This is a genomic window from Spirochaetia bacterium 38H-sp (assembly GCA_039023545.1).
GTDB classification, from domain to species: domain Bacteria; phylum Spirochaetota; class Spirochaetia; order Winmispirales; family Winmispiraceae; genus Rarispira; species Rarispira pelagica.
Map to the genome: position 1 here is coordinate 27,463 of JBCHKQ010000005.1, position 16,772 is coordinate 44,234.

A 16,772-nucleotide genomic window follows, 5' to 3' on the forward strand; every position below is an offset into this window, starting at 1 on the left:
TTAAATCACAAATCAAATCTTCTCGACCTGAGAAAAATCAAGATCAACAGGCGTAGAACGACCAAATATACCAACAAGGACACGCACCTTCTTACGCTCCTCATTAACCTCCTCTACAACGCCCTCAAAACCGACAAAAGGACCATCTTTTACACGCACATTGTCGCGAGGAGAGAAAGTCTCGCCAAACCTGAGCGCCCTATCCCCCTTAAGCTCTCCGGACTTCTGTAAAATCTGCTTTGCCTCATCCTGAGAAATAGGATGAGGTTTACTCTGACCACCAGAACCTACAAACCCAGTGACTCCGTTAATCCGTCTTATAGCCGCGATAACAGCACGCCATCCTGTATCAGGCAAATCCATCTCAACCAGAACATACCCAGGTAAAAACTTACGCTTAACCTTTCTGCGCTTGCCGTTTTTTTCCTCTTCGCACTCTTCTTCTGGAACCTTGACATCCAAAATACGCTCAGAAAACTCCGGCTCCTCCATAAGAGATCTTATAGCCTTTTCTACCCTGTTCTCAAACCCCGTATAAGAATGGAGCACGTACCATGCCCTTGCCATCATCCCACCTTGTTTTACAAAAGTTTATCTATTATCCAAACCAAAAGCAAATCCAGTACACCAAGAACAAGAGCAAAAAAAGCGACAGAAACTATAACGACCTTAGTAGAAGCCACAACATCCTCACGGTCAGGCCATGTCACCTTTTTCAACTCAGACCAGACATCTCTAAAAAACTGTGCAATTTTGCGCATTACAGGCACTCCTTAAAAAACATACAGGCCAGGAGGGACTCGAACCCCCAACATCCGGTTTTGGAGACCGGCGCTCTACCAATTAGAGCTACTGGCCTATATATTACTTATTTTACCTTAGTCTCCACATGGAGAGTATGCTTTCTATCATGAGGACAATACTTTTTAAGCTCTAACTTGCCCTGCATATTACGTCTGTTTTTCTTAGTCGTGTAGTTTCTCCTCTTGCACTCAGAACAAGCAAGAGCGATAATCTCTACAACCTTACCCTTCTTAGCCATTATCCAACTCCTTTCTGCGCAAACCGCAGCAATAAGAGCCTCCGACCGGACTTGAACCGGTGACCCCATCCTTACCATGGATGTGCTCTACCGACTGAGCTACAGAGGCATAACGTGGAGCACACCATATCAGAAGAAACACGCTTTGTCAATGCCTTATTACTTTATCTCAGCACAATTATAGCATATAATAAGGACATGGAGACAATAACAATTACAAAGAACACAAGCCCCATAGCAAGCTGGATAACAGATAAGATAAACAACTTACAAGAAAAAGACAAGATAACAATACTGCTTCCGGGAGGGAGAAGCATTATCCCGGTATTAAAAGAACTCAAAAAAACAGCCCTTCCCTGGAAAAAACTGCACTTCTTCCTTGCAGACGAGCGATGCGTACCCCAAGACCACCCAGACTCCAACTACAAAGCACTAAGAGAACACTTCTTTCTTTCTCTGATAGAAGAAGGCAAGATAGCACAAGGAAACATACACCCGTACACACACATCCAGGATACCCCTCATACAGCCCTGGAAAACTACATAAAAGACTTTTGCGCAATCTGCGACAAACCGGATATTAGCATACTGGGCGCAGGAGAAGACGGCCACATTGCTTCACTCTTTCCCCACCACCCCTCCATAATGGACGACTCCCCCTACTACATAAGCGTAACAGACGCTCCAAAGCCGCCACCCATAAGAATAAGTGCAAGCAAAACACTGCTAGAAAGCTCTACATACTGCCTAGTACTCTTCCTAGGAGAAGCAAAAAGAGAAGCCCTGCGCAGATTTCTCAGCCCTGATACAACCGTAAGAGACTGTCCTGCAAAACTCTGCCTGCAGACAGACAACCCCGCAATAGCAACGGACCAGACCGACATACTACAATAAAAACACATAATACCGAACGCGGGGACGCTAACGCATCCCCGCTGCCTCCGGCAAAAAAAAGCCGCCTGCAAAAGCAGACGGCAAAAATACGCAAACGCATATCACAAACTAAGACTTAGAGTAATACCTGCAGAAAAGCCGCTACCATCATTGATATAATAGGTGAGAGGCACCTCAAGGGCAACAAAAGGAAGCACAATGGCAGGAGAAGCAAAAACTTTAAAGTTAAAGAAAGTAGGCTTTGCAGTAGTACCAGCCTTTATTGACACACTACCGTCATTAACGCTGAGCTCTGTAGATGGTATCTGGTAAGAAGAATCTGCCGCAGAAGAATAAATGCTTCCCGATAGAGCAAGACCAGACTCTGCATCGATATTAATCTTGCCACCTCCCATGGCAAGATCTGCACCCATACCTGCAGAGACATTAAATATAAGCAACCTCACCCCAGTGCTCACCTCAAGAGGTATCATAAGAGTGCTGCTTGATATGCGAAGCGACAAGGACGGAGTAGCAGTCAAAGTAATAGTTCCGCTGTCAGGAGTTGAATCACTGTCTAAGTCGCTACTAATGCTATTGCTTTGTGTAATAGGAGCCAAAGAAGGAGAATAGCTAACATCTAAGCTCTGATATATAAGACCCGACCCTACATTAACTCCATTCCACTGGAAAACAAAAGCATTAAAAGGCTTTATAAGCCTGTAATTGGCAATAACTCCAAAAACAGCAGTCTTGCCGCTAAACCCCTCTGGCAAAGAATCTCCCATAGAAGTTGCAATCTTGCTAAAATCAAGAGCTCCTGCTCTTATGCCAACAGCAAGATTGGGCACAAGAAAGCCAAGATTAAGCGATGCCTGAGCGCCTGCCTGAGCGCCTATGCCCGCAAGCACATCACCGCCGGACTGCAGAGCCGCAGCTATTGCATCCACATCCGCAGGATTAGAAGAAGGCGCCTGCATAGCAACAGTAAAGCCAGCACCCACCTGCAAAAGCTTAAAATCTTGCACAGCAAGAATCTGCGCCACAGAAGAAGAAAAAACACCCGCATTGGCAACACCTGCAGCAAAAAGAGGAGTCTCAAAATTTTCAAACTGAGTCTTGAGCTCCTTCTGCATATTAGTAGCAAGCGCATCAATCATCGGGTTTATTGTAGAATTGACATTATTATTAAATGTTGCATCAACGGTATTGGCTGATATACTTGGCGCTGTAATAGTAACATCCGCAGAGTAGGCAAGCAAAGCACCTATCAATAGCATAAAAATCACTAAGTTTCTCTTCATGTTATCCTCCGATAAAAATCTTTTTTCTACTAGCAGTATAGTGTAGTATGCAAAAAATCTCCAATATTACGCAGATTTTTTTTGTTTTTTTACGCATCCTCAGTCCATACTGTCTTATCATAAAAAACGTGGATTGCGGGCTGCGCAATCCACGTTCGGTATAAAAGCATTTTTAAAATCTTATTTTTTTACTTCTACTACAGAGGGGTCATAATCCTCAGGCGGGATAAAACCAAGGAGCTCCATCACAGTCGCACCCAGGGAGCTTATGCCCAGTCCCTCTCTCAGAGTGGTGTCGTAGTCGCCCTGATAATCAGGGTCATAAATGATACAGGGTACGGGGTTGAGAGAATGAGAGGTTTTTGCCTTGGGCTTGCCTTGCTCGTTGGTTTTGAGTTTCCCAGACTTATCGTGCTCGTACATATCGTCTGAGTTTCCGTGATCTGCGGTTACTATAAGTATGCCGCCCGCTTCTTTTACAGCCTTGATTATTCTACCAAGCTGGATATCTATGGCCTCCATCGCGCAGATTACTGCCTCAAAAACTCCTGTGTGTCCCACCATGTCTCCGTTAGCAAAGTTGGCCCGGATATAGCGGTACTTGTTTTTTGCAAAGGCATCCAGAATTACATCCGTAATCTCCGCACACTTCATCCATGGACGCCACTCAAAAGGCACAACATCAGAAGGTATCTCTATGTAGTCCTCAAGCTCTTCGTTAAACTTGCCTGTCCTGTTACCGTTATAAAAGTAAGTAACATGACCAAACTTCTGCGTCTCCGATATTGCAAGCTGAGTAATACCGCTTGCAGCAAGGAACTCGCCAACTGTCCTGTCTATAGAAGGAGGGGAGACAAGATACTGCCTGGGTACATGCTTATCCCCGTCATACTCCATCATGCCCGCATACTCCACCTTGGGACGTCTCTTACGTTCAAAATAAGGAAAATCATCCTCTTCAAAAGCAGCTGTCATCTCCAGTGCTCTGTCTCCACGAAAGTTAAAGAATATAACAGAGTCGCCATCCTCTATGGTACCCACAGGTTTGCCATTCTCAGCTATGACAAAAGAAGGCAAATCTTGGTCAATGGCGCCGGTTTCCTTTCTGAGAGTCTCGATAGCCTCATGTGCAGACAAAAACTGTCTACCCTCACCTAGCACATGAGTTTCCCATCCTCGCTTAACCATATCCCAGTTGGCACCGTAGCGGTCCATAGTGATAAACATCCTTCCGCCACCGGAAGCAATCCTATAATCCACACCATCCGCATTGAGAGAAGCAAGAAAATCCTCAAAAGGGTCTATATACTCAAGAGCGCTTGTCTCTCCTACATCACGACCATCAAGCAGAGTATGCACACGTGCACGCTTTACCCCTTCCTTCTTGGCTTGCTCCAGCATAGCCTTTAGATGGTCAATATGGCTGTGCACATTGCCGTCAGAAAAAAGCCCTATAAAGTGCAAAGTCCCGTTATTATCCACTGCATTCTTTACAAGCTTTTTCCACGTAGCACCCTCAAACATAGCACCGGAGCGTATAGCCTCCTCCACTAGCTTGGCACCCTGAGCAAAGACCCTGCCGCAGCCTATGGCATTATGGCCGACCTCACTGTTTCCCATATCCGCATCGGATGGGAGCCCCACGGCAGTACCATGAGCCTTGAGAGTAGTATGCGGACAATTATTCCACAACCAGTCAAAGTTGGGAGTACGCGCCTGCCTAAACGCATCGCCATCCTCATATTTACCAAAACCGACACCATCCAGTATCAGCAAAAAGACAGGCCCCTTACGAGGCTTAAAAGAAGGATTCTTCTTAAGAGCATCCACCATTACAGTCTCCTTAAAAAACTCATTTTTACTAATATAATAAACAATAGTAAAATTGCATAAAAAAAAAGCCCTGTCTATGCCCCAATCAATAAAAAAATAAAATAATACCGAACGGCAGAACCGGCATAGCCGGTTCTGCCTGCCTGCGGCAAAAGAACACAAAAAAAACTATCTTATATAAAAACCGTCATCAGGGAGCTTACCACCTACAAGCTCGGGATTATAATCCAGCAAAACAGACAGATAAGCCTCCACAGAAGAGCGTACACTTACGGAATCCACATAGGAGAAACGACATCTGGGAAGAGCAAAAGAAGCTAGCTTGGGAGAAAGACCAATCACAGCAAGAGTCTCCTCGTATACATAAAAATCCCTCGTGCTCAAAAGCTCAAGAACAGACTCAGCAAGAGAAGAGGAAATAAGCTCAAAAAAACCGGGAAAAGTATAAAGAAACTCATTCTTTACAAGCAGACAAGTCTGAGGAAAAGGTACACCGTATTCTCTGTGCCACATATCCTGGATATCCATAGCAACAACAAGGTCAGAACGGGAAGAAAGCACCCTGCTGACAAAAGGCTCTGGAAGAAGAGCATAGTCTGCATCTTTCCTCTCTACAGCCTCTGCAAGTGCAAGAGGACTTTCTGCATAATTTATCTCAACCTTATCAAGAAGCCCCCAGCTATCAATCAGTCTAAGAAACATAATATCCGGATTGGCACCCTTGGAAGGCAGAAAGATACGCTTTCCCGCAAAATTGGCTTGGGTAAGAGGCTCTGGCCCTACAAGATACAATATTCCCCATATATATACAGAAAACATTTTATAGCCGTCATTCTCATTGTACAGCTTTGCGGCAAGGTTAACAGGCATTACAGCTATATCCACAGCATCTTGAGACAATCGCTCATAACCTGCAACAGGGCTGTCCTCATATATGATATCAAGGGGGACATCTGCAAGCTTTTTTTTGTCAATCAGGGGAAGAAGTCCAAGAGCACCGGGGCCTTTGAGAACCATAAGTTTTACAGACTCAGGATACTTAATCTCCTTATCTCCTGTAGAAAAAACAAAAAAACATGCAAAAAGCAAAAAAAACACGATAAAAGCTACACGTTTCATTTATATTCCGTCCTTTTAACTATTTATTACTTAAAAATCTTAGGCTGATATTAGCCTGTCGTTTATCGCCAAAGGCAGCAGCGGATGCGCCCGCATCCGCTGCGTTCGGTATCTTTTTATTTTTCTGTAAGCTTGTATACACCGTCCCAATCGGATGGAGGCGGATTTTTCTGATAATTGCGCGCTCTATCAATAAAGAAGTTAACCGGCGGGTCGTCGGGTGCTATCTTGAGAGCTTCCATAAATACTTTTTCTGCCTCTTTGTACTTTCTGTCCTCCAGAAGCATAAGCCCTTCTTCCGACAGCTTTATAAGCCGCTCCTGATCAGGGGTGATTCTGTCTTTTTCTTCTATTAATTGGTACAGCCTTACGGGTGTATTTATGCCTACAACCCGCACGCGGTCAAGCATACGCGCGGCAAAATTCCTGCCACCGTTCTCGTATGTGTCCTGGCTTATGAGTATCCAGCTTCCATAACGTTTATTGACACCCTCAAGACGGGCTGCCAAATTTACGGCATTGCCCATGATGGTGTAGTTTTTCTTTTTCTCCGTGCCCATGTTGCCTACAACCATATCTCCAGTGTTAACACCTATCCTGGTAAGAAGAGGTGACGGGCTGAGACCTTCTGCCATTATGGCCTTGTTGAGCCCGTCTTCTGCCCGCTTCATCCTTATGGCAGACAGACAAGCCCTGCTAGCATGATCTTCCAGATAGATGGGTGCACCAAAGAAAGAGATTATGGCGTCTCCTTCGTACTTGTCTATGGTGCCGCCAAGCTCTATTATGATATCACTCATGCAGGTCAGATACTTGTTGAGCAGGGTAACAAGGTCTGTGGGGTCCATCTTCTCCGAGATTGTAGAAAATCCCTTAACATCCGTAAAAACAGCGGTCATATAGCGTTTCTGTCCACCAAGGTTTCTCATCTCTGGGTTATCCAAAAGAACATTTATTACATCATCGGACAAATACTGGCCAAATGTATCCTTTATAAAAGAACGTTCCTGAGCTGTAGTTATAAAGTTGTATGCCGTAAGAGAGATAAAAGAGAATATCAGCGTTACAACGGGGGTAAAGACAGGAAAATACAAACCTGTAAGATTAAAAAGGAGCAATGCCGCAGCAAGTGTTATCAGTATAAACAAAAGACCTGCTACAAGAGAAGCAAGAGGTTCAAGGCTCTGCTTGATATAGTAATATGCAAAGACAAGGATAACCGTCAAAAGGATAGACAACCACAGGGGAAGTATATCAATAAAGGCCTCCTGCAATATTGTGTTGGCAACAGAGGCATGAGTTCCTACGTTGTCATAGGTCTTATCCAGGGGGTTGATGCCTCTATCGGTAGTAGCGGTTCCTGTCCAGCCCTGATAACATATGGCTCCTTCTACAATGTCTTTTATCTTTTTTCTGAGTGCAACGATATCTTCCGCTATCTTCTCTGTCTTCTTAAAGGTATCAGTAACAGACTGTTTTATTTCTCTGTATTGGGATTTTTGTTCCTCAGATATATCATCACGTGCAAGAATCTCATCTATTTTTTTCTCAAGGGTTTCTCTGGTTGGTCCGGATAAGAACTTGTATACTTCGTCAAAAAAATAGTCTCTTACCTGTCTATATGTCTCAACATCAGAAACATCACCACCAGAAAATACATCCTCTTTTACGGATTCCGCATAATTATACAGATCGAGGAGAGGCGTATCACCCTGATAATACTTGAGATATCCAGCTTCATCCATTATTGCAAGATTTTCTGCGAGACGTTTTTCCAAATCTTTATGAAGCACGAGATTATAATAAGAAAGATGTGTAAAAGAGTTGTCAAAATCCTTGCGAGGCCAGTTAACAACTATAAAGCCGTCCGGATCAAGAGGAATCTTTATATCTTTTACTCCTACACCAGGAATATTTGCATGCTTTAAGAGTATAGAGCTCTTACTGTAATCTATCTCTGGTCTCCCCAGCATATCATATACAGGAGCAAAGCCCAGCTGAATATAATATGCACCATCATAATAGCCAAAAGGTTTTACCCTCCTTCTCACTCCGTCTGGGTCAACATGCATATTGGTAAAACCAAGCATCATGGCATTTCTCGCAATGGGAGCTATCGCTGGCCTTATATCCTTGCCTACAAGAGGTTTGACATTATTCTCTGCCATAAGAGGTATAGAGAGATGCTCTTTAACCCAATTTTTATGTTCTTTAGAGTATTCCTCTTCTTTGTGGGCAAGCATATTGACCGTAAAAATAGCATTAGCAAAGAAGCGGGCAGCCTGCCCAAGATAGCTGTCATTATCCCGCGCAACATGTGCTATAGCCTCAAGTATACGTTTTTTTGACTCCTCATTGAGCATAGTAAGCTGCTCTACATATTCGGAAGCATCCTTAACACTTATGCTGCCAGAATATATAGCAGAGAAAAGAGCAATGATTCTAGAGTTTATTCCCTCTTCTCCATGGTCAAATTCTTTTTCTATGAGTGCGGGAAGGGTTGTTCTAAGATAATCACCATTGACTCCTCTGGCGCTTTCCTCCGTAAACTCGATATCAAATACAGCATAAGATGCGCCTAGCTCCTTTAACAGGATAAGACCATCTGCAATGATATCCCTTGTCCACGGATACATACCTACCTTGGCGATGGACAGGTCATCTATGTCTACAAGGACTATATCTTTTCTTTCCTCAGGTCCTTTAGACATTCTCATAAAGACATCGAAAAAAAACAAATCTCCGTTTCTATAAAACTCAAAAACATTAAAAACAGAGAAAATTATGATCAAAACTATTGGAATTACTACAGCAATATTTATTTTTTTCATTCTACAATTATAAAAAATAGAGTAATACATTGCAAACGCAAAAAAGGGGGAGTATATTAAAAATATGAAAAAAACAATCATAAAAACGGTGTTAGCAGGACTTTTTATAAGCTCCATTGCTGTTGCTCAGTCCAACGAGGTGATAGACAAAATACTCAACCAAAAAGCTATAACATGCGGATATGCTGCCTATCTTATTCTTAACGCAGGAGGGATCATATCAGAGGATACTAGCCCCGATTCTGCATGGGAGAGATGGCTCAACATGGGATATGTAAAGTCCAATAAAAAAGCCCAAGACCCCATAAGCCTGGGGGAGTTTTCTTTTCTTATAACAAAAACCTTTGATATACCGGGTGGAATGATGTACAGCCTTTTTCCTTCTCCCAGATATGCGGCAAGAGAGCTTGCTTATCTAGGCTATATAGCAGAAAACCCAGGTCCTTACCGAAACTTGAGCGGCAAGGAAGCTATTTCTATCCTTGGCAGAATTCTAAGGGGGCAGGAAGATGAATAAAAAGCTAATCCCAATTGTTCTTATATTTTTGTCTGTTTTCTATGTCTTTGCTGGCGATATAGGTATAACTCTTGACAGTTTATATGCAGGCTCGTACTCAGGCTCATGGGCAGACCCGTATTTCTCTCAGGAAGTTGCCTTGTGGGGAAACACCATGTTTTCCGACTCATGGGGAATATCTGCGGAGGCAAGCTATAAATATACCACAAGCAGGGATGTTTTTGTGGAGCTCAACGAGCTTCTTATAATGGGCAACCTTGATTTTGGCTCTTCTTACCTCAAGATAAATGCAGGCAGAACAAGCTTCTCCGAGTTTTCCGGCAAGGTCTTTGCACACAAAGGAGATGGACTCTATACCGAATGGGGGAGCGGAATATTTGGCATAAGCGCTTTTGCCACATATACAGGGCTTTTGCAGCTTCCTTCCAGCAGTATAGTTATGAGCAACTCGGACTATTATGATGTCACCAACAATGACAACCCCATATGGGGACCATTTGCATCCCCAAGACTCGTAGAAGGACTTGCTGTAAAGCTCAATGAGTTTGCAGCAAGACAAAGCCTTGTCATAAGTGGACTTTTTCAGCAAGATTTGCGTGCTGACAGTAATCTGCACGAAGGAACAAGGGTCAATACCCAGTACGCAGGTATAGGTATATCTGGTCCTCTCAATCCCAAAGCAACTCTCTCTTATTCTCTATATGGATACGGCAATATGGGACAGTACGGAAACAATACAATTATAGCCTTTATGGGGGGAGGGAATATCACATTGCTCATGCCAGAAATCCTTGGCTCCAGTATAAGTCTTGAGGGCGTATACAGTTCTGGCGACAAAGACTCCGTTGCAGTATATGAGGGAAATACCACGGGTTATGATACTGCATTTCTGCCAGTAAGCAAGACATACCCGGGCTTTGTATATACCCCTGCATTAATCAATATCTTCTATGTGGGCTCATACATAACCATAAAGCCATTTTCCGGCTCAGAGATAAAAACTCTTGACAACATAATGCTTATGTTACGGCCTGTTGGTATTTTTAGAAGCACTACGGGTGCCATCTCTTCCGGAACATTGAAAAGTAGCAATAATGGGTTATACTTAGGAACAGAGGTTGATATGAGTATCATAGCAAGGCTACTGTCCGACCTAGGTCTTAGCATAAGCGGAGGCATGTTTATGCCTTCTGGCGTGTTTGAGGATAACAGCATCCAGACACTTATCACTGCATCCTTATCAATTACTCTATAGGAGTTTTTTATGGAAAAAAAAGTAAGTTTTTTTCTTATTCTTTTTATGCTGTTTTCCGGCAGCATAATTTTGTCTGCAGAGAACCTCTCTGCCGTAATAACTCAGGTTAGCGGCAAGGTAGAGATAAAAGGTCCTTCCGGCTCATGGAAACCTGCAAAGGAAGGTGATACGGTAAAAGAAGGAGATTCTATTTCTACTGGATTTAACTCCAAAGCGGTTTTGGAAACAACAGACAAATCCTCGGTGATCGTAGTAAAACAGCTTACAAGACTGTCTCTCAAAGAACTTCTCAAAAAAGAGGGTTCTGTAAAGACAGATCTTTTCCTGGATGTCGGCAGTGTAAGGGCACAGGTCAACAGCACCGATGACCTCAAGCAGGATTTCTCCGTGAGAACAGCAAGCACAACGGCTTCTGTAAGAGGCACTGTACTGGATGTGGTAACCCTGGGAGATAATGCTGCACGTATTCTTGCATGGCAGGGGATGGCAGATGTAGTAAACAAGAGCGGAAACCGCACCAATGTGGGAGAAGCAAAGAGCGGAGATAAAAAGGAAAAAGAACAAGATAAAGAAGACAATCAGCTGCCTCCTCCACCACCTGCTGACTTATCCAACCTTCCTGCAATAGCAGGGGGTAATGGTGGTCAGATAATATCCGGAACACAAGTGGGAATAAACGAGCTCCGAATCAATCCCGGGACAAGACCTGCAGGAGCCGGTGGCATAGCTCTACGAGGCGGTGGCTCTATAGGCAATGTCAACCTTCCCATAGGAGGACAGTTGCCATCTCTCCCGCCTCTGCCACAGGACTTTGCTATACCTGTTGATATCATAATAGAAATAGAATGGCCGCAAATACCTTCTCTTCCTACAGGACAGTAGAGGAGTAACCACAGCAAGGCACGGGTGATAAAAATCATCCGTGCCTTTTTTATTTTTATAGATTACTAGAGGTAATGTTATGAAAAAAACAATAAAAAAATATTCTTTGCATTGTCTGTTGTTGTAAGCCTTTTTATTTCTTCCTGTACGCTCATTACAGAAGTTGAATCAGTACAGATGTCATTGGAGCTCCCAAACAGAGCAGCAAACCCCATATATCTACCTCAGAGGCTGAGGATTATTATAGAAGGAGTCGGGATGACAAGACAGGAAAAAGTGTTTTCTTTTTCCAATTTGACAGAACCTTATGCAATAACAATTACAGCAGGGCCAGAGAGACACTTTATCGCGGAGGCTCTGGATATAGACGGCAGCATCATATACAGGGGAGAATCCACTCTGGACACATACCCGGGAGAGCCGGTAACAGTGCACATTGTCATGCAAAAAGCCCCTTACTGGGCTCCGTCCGTATATGTCAATGACAATGCTGCCATCGGAGGAAACGGAAGTTACAACGCACCTTTTAACACAATAGCAGACGCTGTTACATATATTACTAGTAATACTTTAAACACAGAACCCATAAACATAAAGGTAGCAGCAGGCACATATAACGAGAAGGTTTTTCTTGCCAGCAATATACGCCTTATGGGCGGATACAGTGAGGATTTTTCAACAAGAAGATTTATAAGCCCGCAGGACAGGGAAAAACCAGCCTATAAGACCTTGGTAAAATATACCATTACCATGATAAGCGAAGGAGTGGTATCCATAACTTCCGGTTCTCAAAACTGCACGGTAGAAGGCCTTTATATAGAAATAAGTCCTACCACAACTCAAACCAGTGGTATAGAACTGCCTATTACAAGTGAAAACACAAGGATATTTTACAATACAGTAAAACAAACAAACGCTCAGGATTATACTAGAGGCATACACATGTTTTCCAGCGTTTCTTATTATATAATAGGAAACTACGTGGATATAGATACCTCACAAACATATAATGTTGCAATATACGATGATCAATCTTCAAAAGCGTCAGGAGACCTTACTATAGCAAACAACGTATTAATAGGTACAGCCGGCATACAACTAAATGACACTAATAATCTTGTGAGATACATAATAGGTAACACAATAGATGCCGATACAGGCATAAATATGGCAAATGTTTCCAGTGCCGTTGTCATCAACAATCTGATAAAAGCATCTTCCGCAACTATAATAGGCGCTGGCAGTCCGACAGAAGTCTACAACAACTATGCATTTTGTCCTGTAACAGATAATTTTGGCTATGATTCTACAAAAAATAATATAAGTCAATTATCCTCCACAACATCACAGGACCCAGCATATGATATATACAAGAAAGCTACCTCGGATACAAGGATATACACCAACGGAGCTACTAAGCCCGACACACTATCTGGGACTATGAACATACCTGAGGATATAAGAGAGCTTCTTTACAAAGATATTCTAGGGGTTTCCAGAGGACCTGTGTGGGCAATAGGTGCCTATCAACAGCAATAGATAAGACAAAAAAGCCGCCTTTTAGAGGCGGCTTTTTTTATTAGCAATCATGTTTTCATTGAAATAAGCAGAAAGGAGTGATATATTGATTATATAAGCACTAGTTTTTTTTGCCTCTAACAGCAAAAAATTGCTTAGAAATTTTATTGTACTTCATAAAAAGTGTAGCATATTTTATTGCAACAAGTTTTTCAGCTGAATTAAAGAGGTTGTCATGAAAAAAATATCAGTTCTTTTATGTATTATTTTCATTATTCTTACATTATCCTGCACTCTTACCTATGAAGATACAGCAGAGGTCAGCATAGATATAGGAGATATCATGCCATCCAGAGGGTCTGCTCTGCCTCAGATTGAGACCGGAGCTCCCATAGAGATAGGTGGAGTAAGACTTACCGTACGCGGCCCCAATATGCCAAAGATAGAGAAGAAGTTTTTATCGGGGACAATTGCTATAACAATACCTGCGGGAGCGGATCGGGAGTTTTATCTTGAGATATACGACACAGAACAAAGCCTTGCATTTATAGGTACAGCAAGAGCAGATCTGTATCCAGGAGCAACCGCAAGGATAAGAATAAAGCTGCAGACCGCACCTGGCTGGGTACCGACTGTATACGTATCATCATTATCCAATGCACAGATGCCTGACGGAAGCAAACAATATCCGTTTTCTACAATAAGCGATGCAATTGCCTATACACAAGGACCGGTTGAGATAAGAGTAGCTGCAGGAACATACAATGAGTCTCTACAGCTCAGAGACGGCATAAGGCTCAAGGGTGGCTATAACTATGATTTTTCTTTGAGAAAGTTCTACTCCCCAGCAGACAGAGAAGATATAAACTATAAGACAACTATAAGTTCTGCGGCATCCACTTACGGGACGGGAATAATATACATCACAGGAGGATGTCTAATAGAAGGCTTTACTATAGAAAACACAAGTGGAGCTACATCCGGTGATGTCAATGTGATAATATCGGATATCTTTTCGTATACCAATAAACCTATATATATATTAAACAACACAATCAACAACAATAATGCATCCGCTAATGCAACAGCTATTGGCATAACAGGAGCTGTTAATACTCATATAGTAAATAATCTTATAACGATGGACAAATATAACACATATTCTAAGGGCATAGTCTTTTCTATAAACGAACTAACCCAGTATGCAAGCACCTATGTCATAGCCAATAATGCAATACAAAGCAACAAGGCAATAGAACTTGCAGACAACTCACTGGGTAAGTACTATGTGCTTGGAAACAGCATAGATGCTGCAACAGCTATAGCTGCAGAAAGCGGAGACATATATATTGCAAACAACATTATCATAGCCTCAGGTGCATCCATGACAGGGGCTTCTCTTGACATAACAGGAAAAACACAAAACAACTACATATATTATACGGGCGCCGCAGCAGCAGATCCTGCAGATTATACCGGCACCAGCAACATACACAATGGTAGCTCACTACCGTCAGTAAATCCCACTTTTAACGCGATATTAAAGGCAAAAGAAAACATAGATATAAGAATATTTACAGGCGGTGCCAATCTTTCTTCTGTTATAGATTCGATGTCAGTACCGGACAGCATAAGAGCTCTCCTGTATCTGGATGCGGAGAATATAAGCAGGCTTCCGACATGGGCTATAGGAGCATACCAGAGCTCCTATATGTAATTATAAAGAATCTTAGGCTGTTTCTCGCGCATAACGGGAAACAGCTATTATTCCTCCCCACCATAAAAGCATTATGGCTGCCTTATATATAGTAGAATGGCCTATATCATAAAAAAGTCTAAAGCTAAGAATACCATCGCTAACTGCTATCATAACAGCACCAAGAAAAGCAACATAAGCATTTTTTTTACTGTGTGCGAGCAATGCGGATGCACGCCACAAAAACAAGATATAAGAAACAGAATATATAAAAACAGCAAGTTTTATTATACCATCAAGGTAAGGATAAAGAACAAGATAGAGACCCATAAAAACTATGGCAGAAGGCAGTACCCATTTGTAAGCAGGCTCTTTATCTTGTCTGTAGAAAAAAACAGTATACATGACAAAAGCAAGTAAGTTGGAGGCTATGCCCATAATAAGAGTAAAAGGCGGTCTGTCAATCTGCATCCACATATCGCATAAAAGAGCAAAAACAACACCGGTAAAAACAATCCACTTCTCATTACTAAGCCCATGCAGCATAAGCCATGCTGCTATCAAAAAGTTGGGGATAAGCTTGGTGATAAGAGAAAGATATGGAGGCATAGAGTCTTCTAAAAATATATAGACAATACCGGAGACAATTCCCAGTACAAGCATAACAATAGAAGATACCTTATAAGCCAATTTCCCGCCGGGTATTACGATGTAAGATGCACTGGCATCTTTGTCATAAGCTCTTTTTATTTCTGGTCTGTTCATAAAAACCTCCTTAATAATTAGATAATAGTCAGTTTATATATACTCTCTTTACCCTTGATGATACGGCACAGGTAATCTCATAGGGGATTGTACCTATAAGCTCTGCCAGGTCCTGAGCATCAGGACCAGACGGGCCAAAGAGCACAACATCGTCATACAGTTTTACATCGCTTGCAGGACCTAGGTCTATCATAAACTGATCCATACATATTGTGCCTACAACGGGGTACAACCTGTCTTTTATCCTTACCTTTGCCTTGCCTGACAGCAACCTGCAGTATCCATCCGCATATCCTGCTCCAACAGTAGCGATGAGAGTATCACACGGCGCCTGCCACCTTCTGCCGTACGATATAGTGCTGCCTTTTTTTACCCGCTTTATAAATATCACCTTAGATAAAAGCTCCATGACAGGCTTGAGAGATACTTTATTGGAAAGAGAAGTATCAGGAACATAACCGTAGAGGCTTATTCCTGGTCTTATCATATCAGCTAGACTGTCTGGATAGTTGATTATAGCGCCTGAGTTGGCAAGATGCAGGTATCCTGTATCAATGCCCCTTTTTTTTATGAGCTCCACAGTTTTGTAAAAAGAGGCTATCTGCGAAGCTGTAAAATCATCGTCTGCAAGCTCTGATACAGGAAAATGTGTGGAAATCCCATACATCATAAGATAAGGGGACTTGTCTATATATTCTGCAATAGAAAATGCCTCTTCCGGCATACATCCGGTACGTCCCATGCCCGTATCTATCTCCAAATTGATACGCGCAGGCTGCCCTATTTTTTTTGCACTGTTTTCCAGCATCTTTATATAGCCGATATCGGAGCAAAAAAGACAAAAGTCGTTCTTTACTGCAACAGCAGCATCGGAAGGACACATAAGCCCAAGAATAACTATATCGCTTTTGAGTCCCGATTCTCTAAGTTCCATAGCCTCTTCCAGGGTTGCAACGGCAAGACTACTTATCCCCTGCTTTTCCAGATGCTTTGCAATCTCCACAGCTCCGTGTCCATAGGCATTTGCTTTTACTGCAGGCAATATTTTTCTACCCTGTGCAATCGCATTTATGCGTGCAAGGTTATGACTGAGATTTTTGAGGTGTATATATGCATAGGTATTGGCCAATGTTGTCC

Annotated in this window: 16 protein-coding genes and 2 tRNA genes; 6 read left to right on the forward strand and 12 right to left on the reverse strand. The window is 42.5% G+C overall.

Annotated elements, in window-relative coordinates:
* Nucleotides 1–12: 12 nt before the first annotated feature.
* The 5 genes from nusG to WKV44_09290 form a co-directional block, all read right to left on the reverse strand.
* Nucleotides 13–567, reverse strand: coding sequence for a transcription termination/antitermination protein NusG (gene nusG, locus WKV44_09270; protein ID MEM5948733.1), 555 nt, complete (start codon nucleotides 565–567; stop codon nucleotides 13–15).
* A 14-nt stretch (nucleotides 568–581) separates the two neighbouring features.
* Entirely contained in the window at nucleotides 582–761 is a 180-nt protein-coding gene (gene secE / locus WKV44_09275; GenBank protein MEM5948734.1) for a preprotein translocase subunit SecE, read from the reverse strand.
* Between the two features lie 24 nt (nucleotides 762–785).
* Nucleotides 786–859, reverse strand: a tRNA-Trp gene (locus tag WKV44_09280).
* A 9-nt stretch (nucleotides 860–868) separates the two neighbouring features.
* Entirely contained in the window at nucleotides 869–1,042 is a 174-nt protein-coding gene (rpmG, locus tag WKV44_09285) for a 50S ribosomal protein L33 (protein MEM5948735.1), read from the reverse strand.
* A gap of 36 nt (nucleotides 1,043–1,078) precedes the next feature.
* Nucleotides 1,079–1,151: transfer RNA gene (locus WKV44_09290), tRNA-Thr, on the reverse strand.
* A gap of 5 nt (nucleotides 1,152–1,156) precedes the next feature.
* On the opposite strand from WKV44_09290, the gene pgl reads away from it, so the two are divergent.
* The gene (gene pgl / locus WKV44_09295; GenBank protein MEM5948736.1) at nucleotides 1,157–1,936 is read left to right on the forward strand and encodes a 6-phosphogluconolactonase; all 780 of its coding nucleotides are present in this window, start codon (nucleotides 1,157–1,159) and stop codon (nucleotides 1,934–1,936) included.
* Between the two features lie 101 nt (nucleotides 1,937–2,037).
* Here the strand turns inward: pgl and WKV44_09300 are convergent, their stop codons facing one another.
* From WKV44_09300 to WKV44_09315, 4 genes are all read right to left on the reverse strand, one after another.
* Nucleotides 2,038–3,219 (reverse strand): hypothetical protein, encoded by a 1,182-nt coding sequence (locus WKV44_09300; GenBank protein ID MEM5948737.1) that lies wholly within the window; start codon nucleotides 3,217–3,219, stop codon nucleotides 2,038–2,040.
* A gap of 180 nt (nucleotides 3,220–3,399) precedes the next feature.
* Nucleotides 3,400–5,052 carry a 2,3-bisphosphoglycerate-independent phosphoglycerate mutase gene (gene gpmI, locus WKV44_09305; protein MEM5948738.1) on the reverse strand — a complete coding sequence of 551 codons (1,653 nt, stop codon included), beginning with the start codon at nucleotides 5,050–5,052 and terminating at the stop codon, nucleotides 3,400–3,402.
* A gap of 168 nt (nucleotides 5,053–5,220) precedes the next feature.
* The gene (locus tag WKV44_09310; GenBank protein ID MEM5948739.1) at nucleotides 5,221–6,171 is read right to left on the reverse strand and encodes an ABC transporter substrate-binding protein; all 951 of its coding nucleotides are present in this window, start codon (nucleotides 6,169–6,171) and stop codon (nucleotides 5,221–5,223) included.
* Between the two features lie 116 nt (nucleotides 6,172–6,287).
* Entirely contained in the window at nucleotides 6,288–9,002 is a 2,715-nt protein-coding gene (locus WKV44_09315; GenBank protein MEM5948740.1) for an adenylate/guanylate cyclase domain-containing protein, read from the reverse strand.
* A gap of 64 nt (nucleotides 9,003–9,066) precedes the next feature.
* Here WKV44_09315 and WKV44_09320 point away from each other — a divergent pair, with 64 nt between their 5' ends.
* From WKV44_09320 to WKV44_09330, 3 genes are read left to right on the forward strand one after another with little or no spacing between them, the layout of a single operon-like run.
* Nucleotides 9,067–9,519 carry a hypothetical protein gene (locus WKV44_09320; protein MEM5948741.1) on the forward strand — a complete coding sequence of 151 codons (453 nt, stop codon included), beginning with the start codon at nucleotides 9,067–9,069 and terminating at the stop codon, nucleotides 9,517–9,519.
* The gene (locus WKV44_09325; GenBank protein MEM5948742.1) at nucleotides 9,512–10,774 is read left to right on the forward strand and encodes a hypothetical protein; all 1,263 of its coding nucleotides are present in this window, start codon (nucleotides 9,512–9,514) and stop codon (nucleotides 10,772–10,774) included. Before WKV44_09320 ends, WKV44_09325 begins: the two co-directional genes overlap by 8 nt.
* Before the next feature lie 9 nt (nucleotides 10,775–10,783).
* Nucleotides 10,784–11,656 carry a FecR domain-containing protein gene (locus WKV44_09330; protein ID MEM5948743.1) on the forward strand — a complete coding sequence of 291 codons (873 nt, stop codon included), beginning with the start codon at nucleotides 10,784–10,786 and terminating at the stop codon, nucleotides 11,654–11,656.
* 77 nt (nucleotides 11,657–11,733) lie between these two features.
* Here WKV44_09330 and WKV44_09335 read toward each other — a convergent pair whose 3' ends face one another.
* Nucleotides 11,734–11,871, reverse strand: a complete 138-nt coding sequence (locus WKV44_09335) for a hypothetical protein (GenBank protein MEM5948744.1) — start codon at nucleotides 11,869–11,871, stop codon at nucleotides 11,734–11,736.
* Between the two features lie 43 nt (nucleotides 11,872–11,914).
* Between WKV44_09335 and WKV44_09340 the strand changes: the two genes are divergently transcribed.
* Both WKV44_09340 and WKV44_09345 read left to right on the forward strand, forming a co-directional pair.
* Complete coding sequence (locus WKV44_09340) at nucleotides 11,915–13,195, forward strand: hypothetical protein (GenBank protein MEM5948745.1); 1,281 nt, start codon at nucleotides 11,915–11,917, stop codon at nucleotides 13,193–13,195.
* Nucleotides 13,196–13,409: 214 nt separating this feature from the next.
* Nucleotides 13,410–14,891: a DUF1565 domain-containing protein gene (locus WKV44_09345; GenBank protein ID MEM5948746.1), complete on the forward strand. Its 1,482-nt coding sequence runs from the start codon at nucleotides 13,410–13,412 to the stop codon at nucleotides 14,889–14,891.
* 12 nt (nucleotides 14,892–14,903) lie between these two features.
* Here WKV44_09345 and WKV44_09350 read toward each other — a convergent pair whose 3' ends face one another.
* Entirely contained in the window at nucleotides 14,904–15,635 is a 732-nt protein-coding gene (locus WKV44_09350) for a lysoplasmalogenase family protein (protein ID MEM5948747.1), read from the reverse strand.
* Nucleotides 15,636–15,663: 28 nt separating this feature from the next.
* Nucleotides 15,664–16,764: an alanine racemase gene (alr, locus tag WKV44_09355; GenBank protein ID MEM5948748.1), complete on the reverse strand. Its 1,101-nt coding sequence runs from the start codon at nucleotides 16,762–16,764 to the stop codon at nucleotides 15,664–15,666.
* Nucleotides 16,765–16,772 lie beyond the last annotated feature (8 nt).

Excerpts from the sequence above, each read along its gene's own strand:
- nusG (MEM5948733.1), bottom strand. The coding sequence starts at position 567 with ATGGCAAGGGCATGGTACGTGCTCCATTCTTATACGGGGTTTGAGAAC.
- secE (MEM5948734.1), bottom strand. The coding sequence starts at position 761 with ATGCGCAAAATTGCACAGTTTTTTAGAGATGTCTGGTCTGAGTTGAAA.
- rpmG (MEM5948735.1), bottom strand. The coding sequence starts at position 1,042 with ATGGCTAAGAAGGGTAAGGTTGTAGAGATTATCGCTCTTGCTTGTTCT.
- WKV44_09300 (MEM5948737.1), bottom strand. The coding sequence starts at position 3,219 with ATGAAGAGAAACTTAGTGATTTTTATGCTATTGATAGGTGCTTTGCTT.
- gpmI (MEM5948738.1), bottom strand. The coding sequence starts at position 5,052 with ATGGTGGATGCTCTTAAGAAGAATCCTTCTTTTAAGCCTCGTAAGGGG.
- WKV44_09310 (MEM5948739.1), bottom strand. The coding sequence starts at position 6,171 with ATGAAACGTGTAGCTTTTATCGTGTTTTTTTTGCTTTTTGCATGTTTT.
- WKV44_09315 (MEM5948740.1), bottom strand. The coding sequence starts at position 9,002 with ATGAAAAAAATAAATATTGCTGTAGTAATTCCAATAGTTTTGATCATA.
- WKV44_09320 (MEM5948741.1), top strand. The coding sequence starts at position 9,067 with ATGAAAAAAACAATCATAAAAACGGTGTTAGCAGGACTTTTTATAAGC.
- WKV44_09325 (MEM5948742.1), top strand. The coding sequence starts at position 9,512 with ATGAATAAAAAGCTAATCCCAATTGTTCTTATATTTTTGTCTGTTTTC.
- WKV44_09330 (MEM5948743.1), top strand. The coding sequence starts at position 10,784 with ATGGAAAAAAAAGTAAGTTTTTTTCTTATTCTTTTTATGCTGTTTTCC.
- WKV44_09335 (MEM5948744.1), bottom strand. The coding sequence starts at position 11,871 with ATGGGGTTTGCTGCTCTGTTTGGGAGCTCCAATGACATCTGTACTGAT.
- WKV44_09340 (MEM5948745.1), top strand. The coding sequence starts at position 11,915 with ATGACAAGACAGGAAAAAGTGTTTTCTTTTTCCAATTTGACAGAACCT.
- WKV44_09345 (MEM5948746.1), top strand. The coding sequence starts at position 13,410 with ATGAAAAAAATATCAGTTCTTTTATGTATTATTTTCATTATTCTTACA.
- WKV44_09350 (MEM5948747.1), bottom strand. The coding sequence starts at position 15,635 with ATGAACAGACCAGAAATAAAAAGAGCTTATGACAAAGATGCCAGTGCA.